This window comes from Orbus sasakiae, assembly GCF_039542345.1.
GTDB classification, from domain to species: Bacteria; Pseudomonadota; Gammaproteobacteria; order Enterobacterales; family Orbaceae; genus Orbus; species Orbus sasakiae.
In genome coordinates this window covers 631,092-650,576 of sequence record NZ_BAABHY010000001.1, presented here as the reverse complement: position 1 = coordinate 650,576, position 19,485 = coordinate 631,092, and the positions used below count along the sequence as shown (strand labels likewise).

General features: G+C 35.4%; 15 protein-coding genes and 1 tRNA gene. 4 read left to right on the top strand and 12 right to left on the bottom strand.

Annotated elements, in window-relative coordinates:
• Positions 1-218: 218 nt before the first annotated feature.
• Together ABEA36_RS02815 and dnaQ are read right to left on the bottom strand one after the other, a co-directional pair.
• Positions 219-295 (bottom strand) — tRNA-Asp (locus ABEA36_RS02815).
• Positions 296-431: 136 nt separating this feature from the next.
• Positions 432-1,187 (bottom strand): DNA polymerase III subunit epsilon, encoded by a 756-nt coding sequence (dnaQ, locus tag ABEA36_RS02810; RefSeq protein WP_345488579.1) that lies wholly within the window; start codon positions 1,185-1,187, stop codon positions 432-434.
• An 84-nt stretch (positions 1,188-1,271) separates the two neighbouring features.
• Between dnaQ and rnhA the strand changes: the two genes are divergently transcribed.
• From rnhA to ABEA36_RS02795, 3 genes are read left to right on the top strand one after another with little or no spacing between them, the layout of a single operon-like run.
• Positions 1,272-1,736 carry a ribonuclease HI gene (rnhA, locus tag ABEA36_RS02805; protein ID WP_345488577.1) on the top strand — a complete coding sequence of 155 codons (465 nt, stop codon included), beginning with the start codon at positions 1,272-1,274 and terminating at the stop codon, positions 1,734-1,736.
• A gap of 34 nt (positions 1,737-1,770) precedes the next feature.
• Positions 1,771-2,508: a hydroxyacylglutathione hydrolase gene (gene gloB, locus ABEA36_RS02800; protein WP_345488575.1), complete on the top strand. Its 738-nt coding sequence runs from the start codon at positions 1,771-1,773 to the stop codon at positions 2,506-2,508.
• Positions 2,509-2,546: 38 nt separating this feature from the next.
• The gene (locus ABEA36_RS02795) at positions 2,547-3,809 is read left to right on the top strand and encodes a transglycosylase SLT domain-containing protein (RefSeq protein WP_345488573.1); all 1,263 of its coding nucleotides are present in this window, start codon (positions 2,547-2,549) and stop codon (positions 3,807-3,809) included.
• Positions 3,810-3,909: 100 nt separating this feature from the next.
• Here the strand turns inward: ABEA36_RS02795 and ABEA36_RS02790 are convergent, their stop codons facing one another.
• The 8 genes from ABEA36_RS02790 to ABEA36_RS02755 form a co-directional block, all read right to left on the bottom strand.
• Positions 3,910-4,701, bottom strand: coding sequence for an endonuclease/exonuclease/phosphatase family protein (locus tag ABEA36_RS02790; protein ID WP_345488571.1), 792 nt, complete (start codon positions 4,699-4,701; stop codon positions 3,910-3,912).
• Positions 4,702-4,721: 20 nt separating this feature from the next.
• Positions 4,722-6,284: a glutamate--cysteine ligase gene (gene gshA / locus ABEA36_RS02785; protein ID WP_345488569.1), complete on the bottom strand. Its 1,563-nt coding sequence runs from the start codon at positions 6,282-6,284 to the stop codon at positions 4,722-4,724.
• 101 nt (positions 6,285-6,385) lie between these two features.
• Positions 6,386-7,081, bottom strand: a complete 696-nt coding sequence (locus tag ABEA36_RS02780; protein WP_345488567.1) for an aspartate/glutamate racemase family protein — start codon at positions 7,079-7,081, stop codon at positions 6,386-6,388.
• Positions 7,078-8,220, bottom strand: a complete 1,143-nt coding sequence (gene rlmC, locus ABEA36_RS02775; RefSeq protein ID WP_345488565.1) for a 23S rRNA (uracil(747)-C(5))-methyltransferase RlmC — start codon at positions 8,218-8,220, stop codon at positions 7,078-7,080. Before rlmC ends, ABEA36_RS02780 begins: the two co-directional genes overlap by 4 nt.
• A 160-nt stretch (positions 8,221-8,380) precedes the next feature.
• Complete coding sequence (locus ABEA36_RS02770) at positions 8,381-9,235, bottom strand: carboxylate/amino acid/amine transporter (RefSeq protein ID WP_345488563.1); 855 nt, start codon at positions 9,233-9,235, stop codon at positions 8,381-8,383.
• 103 nt (positions 9,236-9,338) lie between these two features.
• Positions 9,339-9,548 carry a transcription antiterminator/RNA stability regulator CspE gene (cspE, locus tag ABEA36_RS02765; RefSeq protein WP_345488561.1) on the bottom strand — a complete coding sequence of 70 codons (210 nt, stop codon included), beginning with the start codon at positions 9,546-9,548 and terminating at the stop codon, positions 9,339-9,341.
• A 519-nt stretch (positions 9,549-10,067) separates the two neighbouring features.
• The gene (locus ABEA36_RS02760) at positions 10,068-12,173 is read right to left on the bottom strand and encodes a 3-hydroxybutyrate oligomer hydrolase family protein (RefSeq protein WP_345488559.1); all 2,106 of its coding nucleotides are present in this window, start codon (positions 12,171-12,173) and stop codon (positions 10,068-10,070) included.
• Between the two features lie 90 nt (positions 12,174-12,263).
• Positions 12,264-12,491 carry a helix-turn-helix domain-containing protein gene (locus ABEA36_RS02755; RefSeq protein ID WP_345488557.1) on the bottom strand — a complete coding sequence of 76 codons (228 nt, stop codon included), beginning with the start codon at positions 12,489-12,491 and terminating at the stop codon, positions 12,264-12,266.
• A gap of 396 nt (positions 12,492-12,887) precedes the next feature.
• Between ABEA36_RS02755 and ABEA36_RS02750 the strand changes: the two genes are divergently transcribed.
• Positions 12,888-13,583 carry an XRE family transcriptional regulator gene (locus tag ABEA36_RS02750; RefSeq protein ID WP_345488555.1) on the top strand — a complete coding sequence of 232 codons (696 nt, stop codon included), beginning with the start codon at positions 12,888-12,890 and terminating at the stop codon, positions 13,581-13,583.
• A 354-nt stretch (positions 13,584-13,937) separates the two neighbouring features.
• Here the strand turns inward: ABEA36_RS02750 and mgtA are convergent, their stop codons facing one another.
• Entirely contained in the window at positions 13,938-16,631 is a 2,694-nt protein-coding gene (gene mgtA, locus ABEA36_RS02745) for a magnesium-translocating P-type ATPase (RefSeq protein WP_345488553.1), read from the bottom strand.
• A gap of 793 nt (positions 16,632-17,424) precedes the next feature.
• The gene (locus ABEA36_RS02740; protein ID WP_345488551.1) at positions 17,425-19,419 is read right to left on the bottom strand and encodes a sigma-54 interaction domain-containing protein; all 1,995 of its coding nucleotides are present in this window, start codon (positions 19,417-19,419) and stop codon (positions 17,425-17,427) included.
• Positions 19,420-19,485: the final 66 nt, after the last annotated feature.

The following is a 19,485-nucleotide window of genomic DNA, read 5'->3' as shown; positions in this document are numbered from 1 at the left end:
ACCATGTATTTACAAGGGGAATTTGAATATTACACTTATAGAATAAATCTATTGCTATTATTTGATAAATATCAAATGGTTGTGTTAACGCATTGTTGAGCTAAACGGTAATTGATTCAAGTATTTGGAATATAGAGACAAAAGAAGAATATACGATGGATTTTAGATATAAAAAAAGGCGCTTTTAGCACCCTTAATAATCGACTGTTTGATAAAATTGGCGGAACGGACGGGGCTCGAACCCGCGACCCCCTGCGTGACAGGCAGGTATTCTAACCAACTGAACTACCGCTCCGCGTTTTACCATCACTTTATGTCGAATCACTTCGTCATAAAGTAGGCAGAATCATAAAGATTTATTGTAAAATCGTCAATCAAATTTTTCTAATTTCGCGACTGACTGACCAGAAAATCATCATTATCACGATTAATTAGACTAATTTCCGCCAAATAGAACCGCCACTTTTTTTATCAATTTTGTCTAACGACTTATTATGTTCACAAAGTTCTTCAGTACTTGCTTGAATAATTTTTAGATTAAATTTTTCACGCTGTAATTTTTGTATTGCATTTTGTGAAGCAGATGAGTTGGAGTGTGAGCCATCATCCTGACTAAATGATAGCGATGTTTGCCCACCCGTCATTGCCAAATAGACTTCGGCTAGAATCTCAGCATCGAGTAAAGCGCCGTGTAAAGTTCGGTGTGAATTATCGATTTGATAGCGCTCACACAACACATCCAAGTTATTACGTTTGCCTGGGAAAATCCGTCTTGCCATCGCCAAGGTATCGGTAACCACACAATGCGACGCAGTGACAAAATCCATTCCCGCCAGTCTAAACTCATAATCCATAAAACCGACGTCAAATGATGCGTTATGAATAACAAGCTCAGCGCCCTCAATAAACTGAATAAACTCTTTAGCAACATCATTAAAAATGGGCTTATCTTTTAGAAAATCATCACTAATCCCATGCACATTGAATGCTTCTTCATCAACAAGGCGCTGTGGATTAATATAAACGTGAAAATGATTACCTGTTAGTCGCCGATTGATAACTTCAACGGCACCAATTTCAATAATTTTATGTCCTTCATAATGGTTTTTACCATCAAGGTTCATACCAGTTGTTTCGGTATCAAGTACGATTTGTCGATTAGGTGTAATTATATTTTTACTGTTCATGGTTAAATTTTTGGTTTTGTATTACATATTAATTCTGTAATATAGTTTACCGTTTATTTCAAAAATTCAAAAACTTCTTTTAGTATGTTAAAAAAAATCGATATTTATACTGATGGCTCTTGCCTTGGTAATCCTGGGCCGGGGGGTTATGCGGCAATTTTAAAATATAAACAAACCGAACGTGTGTTAACTGAAGGTTATTTTTTAACAACTAACAATAGAATGGAGCTATTAGCGGCCATCGTCGCACTTGAAGCATTAAAACAAAAATGCGACATTACGCTCTATTCTGATAGCCAATACTTACGTAATGGCATATTGACATGGATTCATAACTGGAAAAAAAATGGCTGGCGTACAGCAAATAAAAAAGCAGTTAAAAATGCTGATTTATGGCTAAGGCTAGATAAGGCCGTTAATCAACATAGTATTCATTGGGTATGGGTTAAAGGTCATGCCGGTCATGTTGAAAATGAACGTTGTGATATTATAGCCAAAGAATCTGCAAACAGCCCAACGTTAAATGATGATGGCTTCACCGCAGAATGATTATCAGTGATTTGATTAAATAATAGGTGATAATATGACTCAGCAATATCAATTACATGTTATTCCAGTATTAAAAGATAACTATATTTGGTTACTTGAAAACCAACACCGCCAAGTTGTGATTATTGATCCCTCTGAAGCAATGCCTGTTATTGACTACCTATCGCAGCATCAATTAACACCAATAGGTATTTTACTGACTCACCATCACCAAGATCACATTGGCGGCGTGACATTATTACAAAATACCTACCCTAAGCTCAATGCTTTTGGACCGAATGAAATAAATCTAGAGATTAACAAAATCTCATCACAATCACATATTCGTATTGGTGATATGACGTTTGACATTATAGCAGTGCCCGGTCATACCTTAGGACATCTTGCCTACTACATCAAACCTTACCTGTTTTGTGCTGATACGTTATTCTCGGGCGGGTGCGGACGGATTTTTGAAGGCACTTATCAACAAATGTTTACCTCATTAAATACGCTGAAAGCTTTACCGGATGAAACGATTGTGTGTCCTGCTCATGAATATACATTAAGTAATCTGAAATTTGCTTGCTCAATCCTTCCCGAAGATAAAGCCATTCATGATTATTACCAGCAGGTTCAACACTTGAAAATGACCTTACCGACAACACTTGAAAAAGAGAAAAAAATTAACCTTTTTTTACGCTGTGATGAATCCCGATTACAACAAAAGTTTAATTGCCAAAATGCATTAGCATTATTTGAATTTTTTAGGTCACAAAAAGACAATTTTTAGCTATAATGCGCACCATTATAAAATACTATTATGCCATGATGAAACTACGTATTGTCTTTTTCCTATTAACCGCATTATTGATTAATGGTTGCCAAACTACGCAATCACCCAAGTTAAAGGGAGCCACAGCTTCCCAAAAATCCACCACACTCACAACCAGTCAGGTGGATTCAAATTATGCATTAATTACTCAGGATCCTTGGTCATTTATTCATAATCAATTGCAAATTGATATCCCTAATAATCAAAGAATCATCAACGAAAAAGATAAATTATTAAAAAATAAAATGTCTTTCGAAACCAATATTTTACGTTCTGAACCATATATTTATTATATCGTTAATCAGCTCAATGAACGCAATATGCCTGTTGAACTCGCACTCATTCCACTGATTGAAAGTGCCTATAATCCCTTGGCAACCTCTTATGCTAAGGCTGCAGGCCTTTGGCAAATAGTGCCGATTACAGCAAAAGAATATGGATTAACCAAGAACAGTTGGTATGATCCAAGACGTGATCTGATTGAATCAACCGATACCGCAATTAATCTATTACAATACCTTAACCAACGTTATCAAGGGGATTGGTTACTTACACTTGCAGCCTATAATTCTGGTGAGGGACGAGTTAACAAAGCGATTGCATGGAACAAGTCGAAAGGTTTACCGACCCACTTTTGGGCACTAAATTTACCAAAAGAAACCATGCAATATATTCCAAAATTTTTAGCCATTGTCGATATAATTCGACACAACCAAACCTACAATGTTGCGTTACCGATTTGTACTTATGAAAATTCACTTGTTCGAGTCGATTTGTCAAAACAGATCAGCTTAGAAAAAATTGCGGAATATGCGGGGATCTCATTAGACGAGCTACTCACATTTAATGCCGCGTACTTGAAAAAAATCGTTAAAGGGCCTTACCATCTATTTATCCCGTCAATGTATGCAGAAACACTTTACAATAAATTGCAGCAATCGAATTTAGTTAAATCGGAAGTCATCGACTTATTATTACAAACAAACCCATCGACAGCTAAGTATCCCTACTTTGATCCGACATTAACCAATAATAAATATGTTAAAATCACGGATCATGACATTCGTTTTTATGAACAAGAGCATAAACGCTATAGTCAAATTATTTATCGGATCAAGTCAGGTGATAATCTTTATTCCATAGCAAAAAACCATAAAGTCAAAGTCAGTGAATTGGTAAAATGGAATAAAATACAAAATGCCCATAAGTTAAAACCAGGCGATAAGCTGACCATTAATATCAAAAATGGCAGTTTATAGGATCTTGCTCAGCCTAAAACATATTATTTTTACACTATAATGATAGGTTATGAGCGTTTTATAACGAAACTAATTCAGATCTATCGTTATTGTGAAGTGATTAAATCAAACTGAAATTGACGAGCAGTGGATTATGATCAGAAGTATCGGTATGAATAATTTCAGCGTGTTTGACTGTTAAACCTCGATAGAAAACAAAATCGAGTGGGCGTCCCATAAAGGTTTTGCGAATATCCGTTAAAAAATTAACGGGTTTAAGATTAATATTATGGATCAATTGATACAGTAGATTAATCCGCTGTTTGCTCCAAGCATTAAAATCCCCTGCCAAAATAACCGGCCCTTGATGCAAACTCACTTGAGTGAGTAACATTCTAATTTGTTGACGATAAATTTTGATACCTAAGCTAAAATTCACGGCATGAATATTGGCAACTAATAATGTCTGGGATGTATCTGGTAAAATATATTCGGTAATCAATGCAGATTTAGGAATACGAATAAGGGGCTCTCGCTCTTTAAACGGAATCGAACTGATTGGTGTCGCATTAGAGATTGTCATCACACCAGCATATACATCGTTAAATGAGTAAGCTGCCACTTGGTCAGCAATTTTTTTATTACGTGTAATAAAATTAAGTAATTGCGGTGTAGTCTGGGCTTCTTGTAATAAAATCAGCGAGGTTTTATCACTATAATGTTGTAGCACTGACAAACAGTCCGCACGCTTTTGTTTAAAGATATTCCAAACCAAAATATTAAGCTCACTAGATGCAATCAGTGGTTTTTTCACCAAAATAGTTTGGTTCGGTTCAATAAGTTCAACATGATTACCCTCATGATAACGTATAACGTGCTCATGTTTAGATAGTAATCCGACAAACCTATTCATATCTTTCCTTATCGTTCAGCTTAAAGCTGATTCATTTGAGCTAAATACTCATCGAAAGTTAATGTTTGATTTTGTTCTTTACGACGCTGTTTTTCTAAAGAAAGATTTTTTTGATAAACAAAATCACCTTCGGTTAAAACCTGTAATGGCTCTGAATTAAGTTGCTGTTTGTATTGATTCGCTAGAGCAAAACCAAATTTTGATGTGCCCATATCACTGATTGCTTGCAAAGTCCGTGCAGATAAAGTTAACTCAGGGTTATCAAACATTGTATCTAATCGTTCACATACATTACGATAACGTTTTTTTTCATCTGTGTGGTCTAGTACATCCGCTACCCGTAATAAATCTTTAAACAGGTCGTGACCGACTTTCGCCAGCGGTTCATGGTAACTACCACATCCCATGCTGATAATTTGACCCGGTTTACGGCCTTCCATAATGACGCGATTCCAATTCACTTTAGTACATTGTAACTCATCACTACTTAGCTCTGGTGCAGGAGCTAATGCGCACCAAATCAAGAATAAATCGACAAATCGGATCTGGTCTTCAGTTATACCAATGGGTGAAAAAGGATTAATATCGAGTGATCTGACTTCAATATACTCAATACCGCCTCGTAATAAAGCTGATGATGGCGTTTCATCTTTTTTAGGCACCCGCTTCGGACGAATCGGTGCATAAAATTCATTTTCAATTTGGAGTATATTATCGTTAATTTGACGATATTTGCCATCGACTTTAATACCAATCTGACTAAATTCAGCTGATTTTGTATGGGTTGCTCGTCTTAAACCTTCTACATAAGTGTCTAAATGATTAAATGTAATTCCAAGCTGTTTTTGTGCATTATTCGTATATCCGATATCACTTAAACGTAATGATGTCGCATAAGGTAAATAACAACTACCGCCAGTTTGCGATGCAAACGCTTTTAATTTTTCCGGATCTTTAATGAACGAACCACAAACTGAGGGCGAAGCACCAAACAAATAAGGTATCACCCAACCAAATCGATAATAGTTACGAATTAATCTGAAATAACCTTCAGAGATAACCTCTTTATCTTCCTCTGCGTTTTTAACACCATCACGTGCTTGCCAAAATGCCATCGGTAGTGAAAAATTATAGTGAACACCAGAAATCGTTTGCATCATAGCACCATAACGATTTTTTAATCCTTCACGGTAAAGCGTTTTGAACTGGCCTTCATTTGACTGCCCATATTGCGCAAGAATAATGTCATCTTCATTAGCAACGAAGCACGGCATGCTTAATGGCCACATCAATTCATCATGAATATTAACATTTGCATAACGATGAAGATCACGTAAAAAGGTCAGCATATAATCGATATTAGTATTAACTGGTGTGATAAACTCCAGCATCGACTCCGCAAAGTCAGTGGTAATCCATGGGTGGGTTAAGGCTGAACCAATATCCGCAGGAAATGGGGTTTTAGATAACGCACCATTGGGTAATATTCGCAAAGTTTCACGCTCAACGCCGCGTTGAATACCTTCTAAAATTGTGTAATGTTTTTCAAGCCAAACTAATGCTTTTGATACATCAGGAATCAAAATAGCCTCCATTATAATTATTATCGCCAATATTATTAGCCATCATATCATAAACTGTTATGCGTGTTATTTGTTATCATTGCTCATTGCAATAGTTATTATTATGCTTTACCTAACGCATAGTGTGCAGCAGATTTTGCATGAATTAGGCTGGTATCAAATAAAGGAATATCGGTATCTGATTGATTAATCAGTAAACCAATTTCAGTACAGCCTAAAATAATGCCTTGAACACCTTCGAGCACCAATTTATCAATTATCGACAACATTGCCTTTTTTGAACAGGGATTGATATGACCAACACATAACTCATGATAAATAATATCATTTACGACTTTTCGATCATCACTATCGGGAATGACAACATCGATATGGTTATTAATAATAATGTGTTTGTAAAAATCTTGCTCCATCGTATATTTTGTACCCAGTAATGCCACTTTTTTGATGTGATGATCAACCAATTCGGATGCCGTAGCCTGTGCAATATGTAATATAGGAATGTGGATATGCTGTTGAATTTGATCAGCAATTTTATGCATGGTATTGGTACAAATGACAATAAAGTCTGCACCCGCTTTAGCTAAACTGATTGCAGCATCGGACAATATTTTAGCACTTTTATCCCATTCACCTTTTGCTTGGCATTGTTCTATTTCATAAAAATCGACACTATATAAAATGCATTTTGCCGAATGTAAACCACCAAGCTGATCTTTGACAACTTGGTTTATCACTTGATAGTAAGTTACTGTACTTTCCCAACTCATACCGCCAATTAAACCCATTGTCTTCATAATATTGACCTTTTATCATTTAATTTTTCTAATAAAACGAGTACTTCCATATGAGGTGTATGTGGAAACATATCAAATAACTGAGCATAATTCACTTGATAATCTGTCAAATAGTGTAAGTCTGAAACTAAAGTCTCTAAATTGCAACTTGAATATAAGATAAACTGTGGAGATATGTGCTGCAAATCATTAACCAACGTTAACCCTAGCCCACGCCGTGGGGGATTGACCAAAATCAAATCAGGATGATCATCAACATGTAAATGGGTGAATTGGCTTGCATCAAGGGATTGAAAACGAATTTTATCATAACCAATTTTTGCTGCAGATTGTTTAGCACACTCAATCGCTTCTGAATTAATTTCAATACCAATAAGTTGGCGACTCGGTGTGATACAATGCAGACCAAACCCACCTACACCGCAAAACAAATCCCAAATTAGATTAATTGATAATGTCGCAAGCCATTGCTTTGCCGTTAAATACAATTGCCCTGCGACGAAAGTATTCGTCTGAAAAAAACTCCCTTTTTCAATAAATAATGGAATGTGATTGAGTTCAATCGGGAATTGTTGCTGCTTCGTTAATACATATTCTTGCTCACCTTCTAAAATAGCGGCATGCTGAGGTTGAATATTAATTGAAATAACCGTAATTTGCGGAATACTCGCCTGAATGTCACTGAGTGCGGCGGTGATTTTTGGACGGTCTTTGTCTGAACGTAGTACAAAGCGCAACATAAACTGATCTTGCGCTTCAGTTAAGATGACAAATTTTATTTCGCCCTTCTTACGTCGAATATTGTATGGGACTAATTGAAGTTTTTTAATCAGTTTTCGTATTTTGTATAAAGTAAAGCGCATATTATCAGAATAGAGCGGGCAATCACACAAATCTACGGCTTCACCATTAGTCATGATCCCTAAAACAGGACGTTCAACGGTTCCTAATACGGCCATCTTCGCTTTATTACGAAAAGCAACAGTTGGGCTTGTCATTGGTGACAATATTGACTTTGGTTTTAAAGCGCTTAATTGACTCGATAACGTCTGCTGCTTTTCATCAATTTGTTCTGCATAGGGTTTTGTTATCCACTGACAGGATAAACATTTTTGCTGCTCATAGTAACGACATATCATCTTAATTATTTACTTTAATAAAATCATACAATTAAATTATTTTTAAAAAAATTAATTTTTATTTGGAACTTATGACTGGTTTGCCTGTCTTAATATGTGCCACTGCATTATTTTTTCATTTTATTCTTGCCATCTAATTTAGATGGCATTTTTTTTTATGTTATTTTTGCTTAGCATGATATTTTTGATGAATAATTAGTGACAATACAATCACACCTGCCCCTAAGATAAATCTTAACCAATCAATGTGTTGATGCCATATTACAACATTAACAATAATCCCACCAGGAATCACCACATTGTTCATGATAGCAAGTGTACCAGAATCCACTTTGGTTGCACCATAATTCCACATAAAATAGCATAATCCTGATGCAACAACCCCTAACCAAATAATAATTCCCCATTGAAGATATGTCGTAGGCAACTGTTGACTATTGCCAAATAAGCACCAACAAAAAATAGAAATGATCGCCGCGCCAACATAAACCCAAGCAAACGCATTATGTTGTGGAAGATGATAAAGTTCCATGATACGTTTATAACCGACTTGCCCCATGGCAAAGGTGATATTAGCACCTTGGATTAACAAAAAGCCAACCACAAAATTTGTTGAAATATGATCATAGCGGATAATTGCGGTACCAATAACAGCTAATATCGCCGTTAATAAATAACTGACCCGAAGTTTATGCTGTTGCAAGATATCATATAACAATGTGACATAGATTGGCGTAAAGATAGTAAACAACAATAATTCTGGTACCGTAATATAACGAAATGCGTTGTAATAAAATATATACATAATACCGAGCTGTGAAGCCCCCACAAGCATCAATAGTATAATTTGTTTTAGTGTAAAAAGTCGAAATCTTAAGAAAGGTAGGAACGTTAGTAATGCTAGAATAATTCGAGCAAACACCGCAAACCAGCTATCAACTTGACCGCTTAGGTAAACCCCAATTAAGCTAAATGAAAATGACCAAATGACGGTCACAATAAATAAATAAGCCATTTTATTCTCAATATGTATATCAAAAAAAGAACAAATAGTTTACATTCTTTTAGATAAAAAAAAACCCGCATAAGTGCGGATTTTTTTAGTAAAACAGGTTTATTTACAGAACAACAACTTCAGCTGCTGCTGGGCCACGTGGGCTATCTTGAATTGCAAATTCAACTTGTTGTCCTTCAGCTAATGTTTTGAACCCGTCTCCAGAAATTGCTGAAAAGTGAACAAATACATCTTTGCTTCCATCTGATGGAGTGATAAAACCAAAACCTTTACTTTCATTAAACCATTTAACTTGGCCTGTTTTCTTAGTCATTATTAAGTTTCCTACAAAAATTGATTTTTCGCCTACCGCGGCTGTTTCAAGACTACAACATCAGCCAACTGAGTACAAAACATTAGGAACGTAATAAATAAGCAAAAAAACAGATAACTAAAAATTACATTTAACATCATAATGCTACAACAAAGTTAACTTAGTGTTATAAATCTCAGTATTATTACCTCATATATCGCAGGTGAAATCAAGCAAATAATATTTATTTTAATGGGTTAGGTCACAGTTTTTTATAAATTTTTTCAGTTGACTAAAGATAATGTGATATAAATCAAGTTGTAAAGGTCATAAATTGAATTTATGATTTCATTAAATTAACGCCGAACATTATTTAATAAATAAGTTAAATAAATTATCAAGTTAGCTAATAAAACGGAGTAAGTCATCATATTATGCGATGAATATAACAAACCTTAACACATTGATAAAATATTTTATTTTTATAAATGAATCAAAAAATTAGGCGACAATTGCCGCCTCGTTTAATATTTAACTCACCTAATTTGGTAATATTATTGTGCCGTTATCCAGTTTAATGCGATTGGCTTGTTTTGCGGACTGCATAATTGGCGGTATATTGATATCAGTGATCGCGGGAGCAAAACCAATATTTCCTCCTCGCACTTGAGTTTTCATTATTTGACTGTCAGGTAGCGAGGTATTTTTTGTCAAATTACGCCATAGCCAATCCATGGCATTTTCACCATAATAATCAATTGGAATCAATACATTATCAAATGGCATTGCACTATCTAGGTAACTGGCATTTTCAACTTCAATGTACCGTAAATTTGAAAAACTGCCTTCAACATAACTGTTTAACGCAACATAAGCTCTTGCTGAAAAATCAGGTAAATTGCGTACATTCAGCTGGCCATGTACAATGATCGTTTTAATTTGGTTTAATTTACCACTAGCTAAAACACTGAATAATCCTTCATTAACCCGTCTTTCTAACAATGTGTCACGTAAACACATTGCCCCAGCCAAATTATAATCAATGACATCGCTATTAGGGGAATGGGAATAAAACTCGCGACGAGCGCCTGTCGGATCATTATTGTTAACTAAATCAATGGCAATAATATCATTATTAAGACGAATCGGTAATGACCCACTATTATTTACCCATAAACGTGCAAAGTGAGTTTTTGTTAAAGGGGCAACTTGACCGGTATTAAATAGTGGTTCTTGATTAGTGCTGGCGACAGAGTAATCACATAAAAGCTCATCTAACCCATAACGCCCATATTCACTGATATATTGATAAGGTAAGTTGATCGACTGACTATAATAGTAATGAGGCAACTGGTATGCCATCTCCTTTGTCCAACCATACTGATAGAGTTTTTGTAAGGCTTCTTTAGCTTGCTCTGCTGTACTTTCACTGGTTAATAAACCTGCCTCTTTTAAAGCATTGCAGCGGTTATTTGCAAAAAAGAAATTACTCACATCTGGAACCGAACGATATGCTTCTTGTTCTTTGATTGCGAGTACTGCACAAGGTAAATAGAGAGCCGCATAAGAACTATAATCAATCAGTGATTTTGTTTCTAGCGGGACTTTGGGTGTTTGGCCATATTGAATAAATAATGGGGTCAACGGCGTTTGATGAATTTGAATTTGTGGGTTAACTGCCACAATACCATCAATGATGCCTGTTGCGTCAAGCTCACCGGCTTTTAAGGCTGCGCCTGCACCGTCTGAAACACCATACACTAAAACATGGGTATTATCTTTATTAAATAACACTTCATGCGTGGGTGAAAACATTTCATTGAGTTGGTAAAAGGCAAATTCTATAGAATTAAGAACATATTGTCCCCATTTTTGTTCAGGGTTATGTTTTGAATATAATTGCTTTGGCGCGAACCGGTCATGAGTGTTTTCAGTATGTTTGAATGCTGAATCTGGACTAAATAACAATTCATCATGCGCCACTGATTTATTGGCAACTTGTCCATTTATCATATATCCCTCATTATTAGAGAGATCAAACAACGCATTACCTAATCCTTTATCATTATAGACAACTGCACAATTATGTTTTAGCCCCCATAACCCCCGTATTTGAATATCTTTGGCATTATAAATACCTTGTGAATCCATAGTCGGTACAGCAACAATGCAGGGGTTATCTTGGTCAAAATCTAATGGAATTTGCAACAGTAAAGCAACGTTATTATCACCATCAATCATGTAGGCTTGTATTTCATTGCCCGCCACTTTACCATCAAATAAAGGGGTTAAATCCTGTTTTTTAAATCCCCAATACGTCCCTTCGCCAGTTCTGGTATCAATATAGCGATTAAGCTTTGCCCTTCGCAATTCATAAACAGAGGGGCTATTAGGATTTACAAATTTATCTTCAATTTTTGCTTGAGATAATTTAGAAAAACCAACACCTGCCGTTACCAGATCATCACTATCGGCATCATAAAAAGCCGCATCTTTGATAACTAACCATAATGGCTTTGTATTCAATACCCGTTCGTCATTTTTAACTTGTAATACAGCACTTCTTGCATAACAAACCTGATAGGTGGACAAAACCATTAATAAAAAAACGCTGGTGTTAATAAATATTTTTTTTATCTTAAACATGTTTTTACTCAAGCAATGAATCATGGATAAACGGTATTGGTTTTATTTAATCGTTTGGATTTATCTCTGTATTATAACAGATTAGCCACACTATTTTTTATAGCGAGTTGGCCAAATTTCTTCAGGCTTAACACCGATCGCTTCAGCAATAATTTTTTCGCCTTTTGGCCACTTACGATCTAATGCATTACGTAGGGTATTCTCAGACAATCCCGCTTCCCGTGAGAGTTTTCTTAAACTTGTACCCCGTTTTTCTAATTCTGCTCGAATATCTGCTCTATGCCAATCTTGGTCTTTATTTTCGTTGTTAAATCTCATTTATTTCACCTTATTATTAATATTATGACGTTTAATTTATTTGTATATTGATGTTTTTATTTAGCAATTAATTAAACAAACAAAACAAATGTGTTACGAAGAAAGTCCGTTTATCTTATAGCAAAAACACACCTTCAATACGTCGAAAGTGACCATTTCGCTATTTAATAAATCGTAATCAAACAATATCAAAAAGTATCTCAATGCACTATGTTCTTTACAAATAATATTAATTAAAATTTACCATTTCCTTATAATTCTTAATTTTTCTTAATTTAACTTTATTTTTTGAACACTTTGTGACATCATGACGCCTTGAGTTTTGATAACCTTTACCGTTTAATCTGGTATGGTTCTTTCTTTTGTTTTTTAATAATATTTAAGACAAGAATGCCTATGAAACAAAATTATTCTACGTTTGCTAAGCGATTGAAGTATATTATTGGCGATGATTCTTTATTAAGTTTTTCGAAAAAATGTGGCCTATCAGAGAGTGCTATACGTAAATATATTCGCGAAGAATCTGAACCAACGCTCCAAAATTTATTAATGATGGCAGACGTTGGTAATGTCTCGGTTGCTTGGCTTGCCACGGGGAATGATCCATTTTTATCCAATACTAACCTCCTTCCTAAAGACACTAAAAATATTGTAGTCACCATTCCAGAAGTCCATTTTGATAGTTTGGTTGATGTTTATAAACAAGAGATAGATCATCTTGCCAAAAAAGAAAACATTCTTACGGAATGGGTATTCAGCCGTGATTGGTTATCGCGCTCAGGGCTAATTGATAGCGAACTGGCAATTGTCCAAATTCCTTACAATAACATGGCCAATACCATTAAAACTGGCGATATGGCGATTATTAGTTTAGCTGAAAATGATTTAAATCGAATATTTTCAGGTATTTATATCATATTATTAAATGACAAACTGCTTATCAAGCGCGTTCAATATGATCCCGTTGAAAATGGTTATCATCTGATCAATGATAATCCTATCTACAAAAACCATCTTATTAAGCAAGATGGCGCAGTGCCATTTAATATCATTGCTAAAATCGAGCATATTTTGACAAATGTTGCTGATTAATGATTCAGTCCATTTTTAAATAAAAAAGCCGCAATTTAAGCGGCTTTTTTTGATTTATAATTTTACTGTACAAACAAAAAATAATTTTTTATGAGTAAATGTTCTTGACGAACTGTACATGGTTTTTTCTTTCTTTTTTGTTTTTAATCAGTTTAATTAAATTTTTATGTGGAGTTTTCATAAAGCTCTCCTTTTTCTTTTATGGTTAGATCTCCTAAACGTTTATTCACATAAACGTATCAACTTTTTTTAATAATTTTTTTATCATAATCTTAGTCTTACACCTCTCATTTTATTTTGTCTTTTTAATGCGACTTACATAGTAAGTCGCGCCGATAATGAACAATGAGAATATTAGAACCATTGACCAAAACGTTTGATATAAATTGTCTTCATCAATTGTGCAACAATGCAGTAACACACTAATGTGCCAACCAACCATGGGAAATACGTCCAAGGTAATGGCTCTAAACCAATCAAATGACCTAGTGGTGAGAATGGAATATAAATTCCCACAGCCATAATTAACATTGTCATCACAATAACAGGGAATGCAGCCGTACTTTGAATAAATGGTATCTTTTGCGTTCTTAGCATATGAACAACTAATGTTTGTGATAGCAAGCCTTCAATAAACCAACCTGAATGGAATAATGATTGCATTTCAACACTGTTTGCACTAAATACAAACCACATTAACATATAGGTTGTGATATCAAAGATGGATGAAGTTGGCCCAATCCAGATCATAAAACGTCCAATATTAGGCGCATCCCATTTTCTTGGTTTTTGTAAAAACTCATCATCCATTTTATCCCATGGTAAAGACAGTTGTGAAATATCATACAGTAAGTTTTGAATTAACAGATGAATCGCAAGCATTGGTAAGAACGGAATAAATGCACTAGCAACTAATACAGAGAACACATTACCAAAGTTAGAACTTGCCGTCATATTGAGGTATTTCATGATATTACCAAATGTTTCACGACCGCGGATCACCCCCTCTTCTAACACCATTAAATTCTTTTCAAGTAAAATAATATCAGCAGACTCTTTCGCAATATCGGTTGCTGTGTCAACTGAAATACCGACATCCGCATCACGTAATGCAGGAGCATCATTAATACCATCACCAAGGAAACCAACGGTATGACCATTTTCTTGTAAAATACGGATAATACGTGATTTTTGTAATGGTGTGAGTTTTGCAAAAATAGTTCGCTGTTCAACTAACTCTTTTAACTCTGCATCACCCATTTTTTCAATTTCAACACCAAGCAGTGGTTGGCCTGGCTCAAGTCCGACTTCACGACAAATTTTTGCTGTGATGATTTCATTATCACCCGTTAATACCTTAACGGATACACCATGTTCATGTAATGCCGTGATTGCTTCAAGTGCACTCTCTTTTGGTGGGTCAAGGAATGTTAAAAACCCTTTAATGGCAAGCTCACATTCATCCGCGACGTTATATTGAGTTTTGGTATCTTGTTCATCAATATTTTTAACACCTACAGCCAACACACGAAAACCTTCTTGATTATAGCCATGTGCGATATCAATTAACGCTTTTTTACGATCCTCATCAAGCGGAACATACTCTCCATTTTCATATACTGTTGTACAAATTGATAACATCTCTTCAACGGCACCTTTGCAGATCATGAGGTGACCACTGTTATCATTTTGAACAACCACCGATAAACGACGACGAACAAAGTCAAATGGCAGTTCATCAATTTTAGTATATTGGCCTAAGCCTAATTTTTTGACATTGGCTTTTTGGTCTGCGAATTGGATGATCGCTTTGTCCATCAAGTTTTTCATCCCACTTTGGTAAAAACTGTTTACCCAAGCTAGCTTTAATACCGATGGATCGACTTGACCATAAATATCAAGATGTTGCTCTAAAATAATACGATCTTGTGTGAGTGTGCCGGTTTTATCCGTACAAAGCACATCCATTGCACCAAAATTTTGTATTGCATTTAAACGTTTTACAACGACCTTACGTTTTGCCATACCGACTGCGCCTTTAGCAAGGTTGGCACTGACAATCATTGGCAGCATTTCTGGCGTTAACCCCACTGCAACCGCTAATGCAAATAGTGCAGCTTCACCCCAATCGCCTTTGGTAACACCATTAATCACAAGGACAATCGGCACCATAATTAACATAAAGCGAATAAGTAACCAACTGACACTGTTTACGCCTTTATCAAAAGATGTTTCCGCTCGGGTACCAATAATTGACTTAGCTAATGAACCAAAATAAGTATCCGCACCGGTCGCGACGACAATCGCTTTAGCGGTACCGCTCACAACGTTAGTCCCCATAAAACAGACGTTATTGACATCAAGCGCATTGTCTTTCGTCACTTCTGATAAATTGAGATTATCACTACTTTTTTGTGACACACAGCTTAACGTATCATATTTTTCAACAGGGATGGATTCACCTGTTAATACCGCTTGGCTGACAAATAAATCACGTGATTCAATTAAACGGATATCGGCAGGAATCATATCTCCGGCAGATAAATAGATGATGTCACCGGGTACAATTTCATTAAGAGGAACTTCAATCCGCTCTGAACTCATGTTTTTATGTGGACGTCGTAATACCGTTGCAGTTGTTCTAATCATTGATTTTAATGCTTCGGCAGCTTTATTAGAACGGTACTCCTGCCAAAAACGCAGTAAACCACTTAGTGAAACCATGACTAAAATAATCACAATGCCCGTAATATCGGTTTCTTCACCATCTTGTAGAGGCAACCAATAATCCGTAAAAAAGCTCACTGATGCTAAAATAAGTAAAACAAAAATAAATGGATTTTTAAATGCTAAAAGAAGCTGTACAAAAGCCGAAGGCACTTTTTCTCTAGCAACTTCATTTTTACCATATCTTTCGATGCGTGATTTGGCATCTGCTTGGGTTAGTCCCATTAAATTTGATTGAAAATGAGCTAAAGTTGCATCTAAGTTACCTTTCGCTTCTTCAATCGCTTTGATTTCAAGTTTTTTGTCTTTAATTTGTGCCATAATTTTGTACCTAACATGTTAATGATTCACTGACATGTTTTAATTTTCTATTTTTAGCGATAGTTATCGGATTCGCTATTTGATAATCATGATTTTTAAGCAATAGCAATCTCGTCTCTGATTTGTTAAGTCAAAGAGATATCTACGGGCTAAAAACCAATTTAATCCAGAAAATACAACTAATCGACCGAGTTAAGGCACAAAGGTGACCTAAATCAGCAACGGATTAATCGCAAATTTAAATGGATTAGAAAATGAAATTAGATACAACTTGGGGGTTCTAAATGCTTTTCAGACAAATGTAATATAGACCATGCTAAACGTGTAGCACTATGATTAAAATGTGTGTGATAGCTTCTGTATGTAGAGAATTGCATATCGTTCACCGTTACCGTTTTTGTTATCCATTTTCGGCTTGTGAACTGAAAAAATAGTTATTTAGACAGGTTCGTTAACCGATAATAAGATTGGTGTTAATTTTTCCCCCAAAATACTGCCTGGGGTGTCCAGATTGAGTGTCCATATTGCTCCTGTAATTGAACTCAACATGTCTTTATATTTCTACTTTTTTCAACCCTCATTGTTTAAAAACGAATTAAACAAAGTGAAAAAAGCCAAAAGACGCGGCATTTATACCCCTTTAATCAAGTATTGTCAACAGTATATTGACATAATGACTGAAAAAGCATTCAACCAGCTAATTTTACAGCAATCACAACTCATTATTGCTGACCAAATAGACAATCTTTGTCTTATGCAATACCATTTTTGTCACTAAATCAAGCGATGTTCATTATCGTCGGTATCGATTAGGATCAATCTGATATTTAATCAATTTATTGTATAGCGTACCCCGTGATACCCCAAGTTGGAGTGCTGACTTACGCAAATTGCCATGGGTTGCTTGCAAACAAGCGACAATGTGTGTTTTTTCAGTATGCTGCAAACGATTACTTTCATGTGTTATGCCATCATGGAAGGACGGCTGTTTAAACATGTTCAAGGTCCCATTAGGAATATCTAACAATGAAATTTTGGCATTTTGTGAAAAATGAATACAACGTTCAATTAAATTTTCCAATTCTCTGACATTACCAGGCCAATCATAGTGATAAAATAGTGCTGTCACTTCTGGTGAAAACTCAACGATGGGTTTGTTCAAAGCTAAACAAATCTTTTTCTGGAAATGATGCATTAAAAGGGGCAAGTCATCAATACGTTGCTTAAGGGATGGGATATGAATAGCAATGACATTTAAACGATAATAGAGATCTTGCCGGAATGCATTATTTTCAACGAGTTTATATAAATCTTTGTTTGTTGCCGCAATGATTCTAACATCAATTTTTTGTGATTGATTGCCACCTACACGAATTATCTCATTTTCCTGGATCACGCGTAATAAATTGATTTGTGCTTCAATTGGCATATCACCAATTTCATCCAGGAAAAGCGTTCCACCATTAGCTAATTCAAATTTACCTGGCGCCCCACCTCGTTTAGCCCCAGTAAATGCACCTTCCACATAGCCAAATAATTCACTTTGCACTAATTCTCTGGGTAATGCACCGCAATTCACGGCAATAAACGGCTCATCACACCGTGCACTTGCATTATGAATAGCTTGTGCAAACATTTCTTTACCCGTACCACTATCACCTAAAATAAGCACAGTAGAATCGGTTTGGCTACTTAACTTTCCAATCGAAATCGCTTCAAGTAAAAGTTTAGATTGCCCTACAATCGAATCAAAATGATAGCGAGCATGACTCCCCATCATTTTTTGAGCCATTTTATGAATACGTTTTTTTTCATGAATTGATAAAACAAAATGGCTAAATCTAATGGGGATAACCGAGACAATACATTGTAATAATTGGTTATTATTCAACCTAATGGTAATCTCTTGATCTTGGTGCTTATTACCATCAATCAATGCCATAATCTGTTCATCGGTAAAGTGAGCAATTTGTGATAAATGATATTTAATAGGATCAAGGCTAATATCAAGAAAAAACAGTTTTCGTGCATAGTTATTCATCACATGAATATTAGCAAAATTATCAATGACAATAACACCTTCATCAAACGATTCAATAAACATTTTTTCTGTTTCTAATGCACGTTGTAATTGCATTTGACGAGATATAGCATCTGCGGCAGCTTGAACAGTACCAAGCGTATGATAATGGAAAAATTCATTTTCACCCATAGTAAGGGTCAAAATACCAATAATTTGATGATTCGCGTCAAAAATGGGGGTTGCTGCACAATCCATGTTCCGTTTACGCAGTGATTGGCTGTAGTTTTCTGTCGATAGCACATACACAATCTTTTTTTCAATAATGCAGCGCCCTGTGCAGTTAGTGCCTTGGACTTCTTCGGTCAAAATACTACCAATTGGGGTGATATCGAGTCCACAGCTATGTAAGGTTATACCATCAGCGGTAGTTAAATTAATATGTCCTTTATGATTATATGCCAACAGCCCCATCATAATATGGTCAGCAATACTGATCAGTTCTTGATGCTCTTGTAAAACTTTATGTAGCGTCAACTGATCAACAATTTTTTGATGTCCATGATAAGGATCAATACCTAATTCTCTTGAATATGTCCATGAGGAAAATATTTTATCGCGAATATGAGGTGATGGAGAGCCTTGTTCAACAAAATCAATCCAAGCTTCATCTTGTAAACGCAAAGTATGCATGCGATGACTATCATTACTGAGTTTAGTGATTTGACTAAGATCATATTCATCAAGTTTTTCATTTAACGTGGACATAAATCACCTCTGCTGACCTTCAAATTATGTTCAATATATTAACATGTTCAATCTTAAATGTTCAAA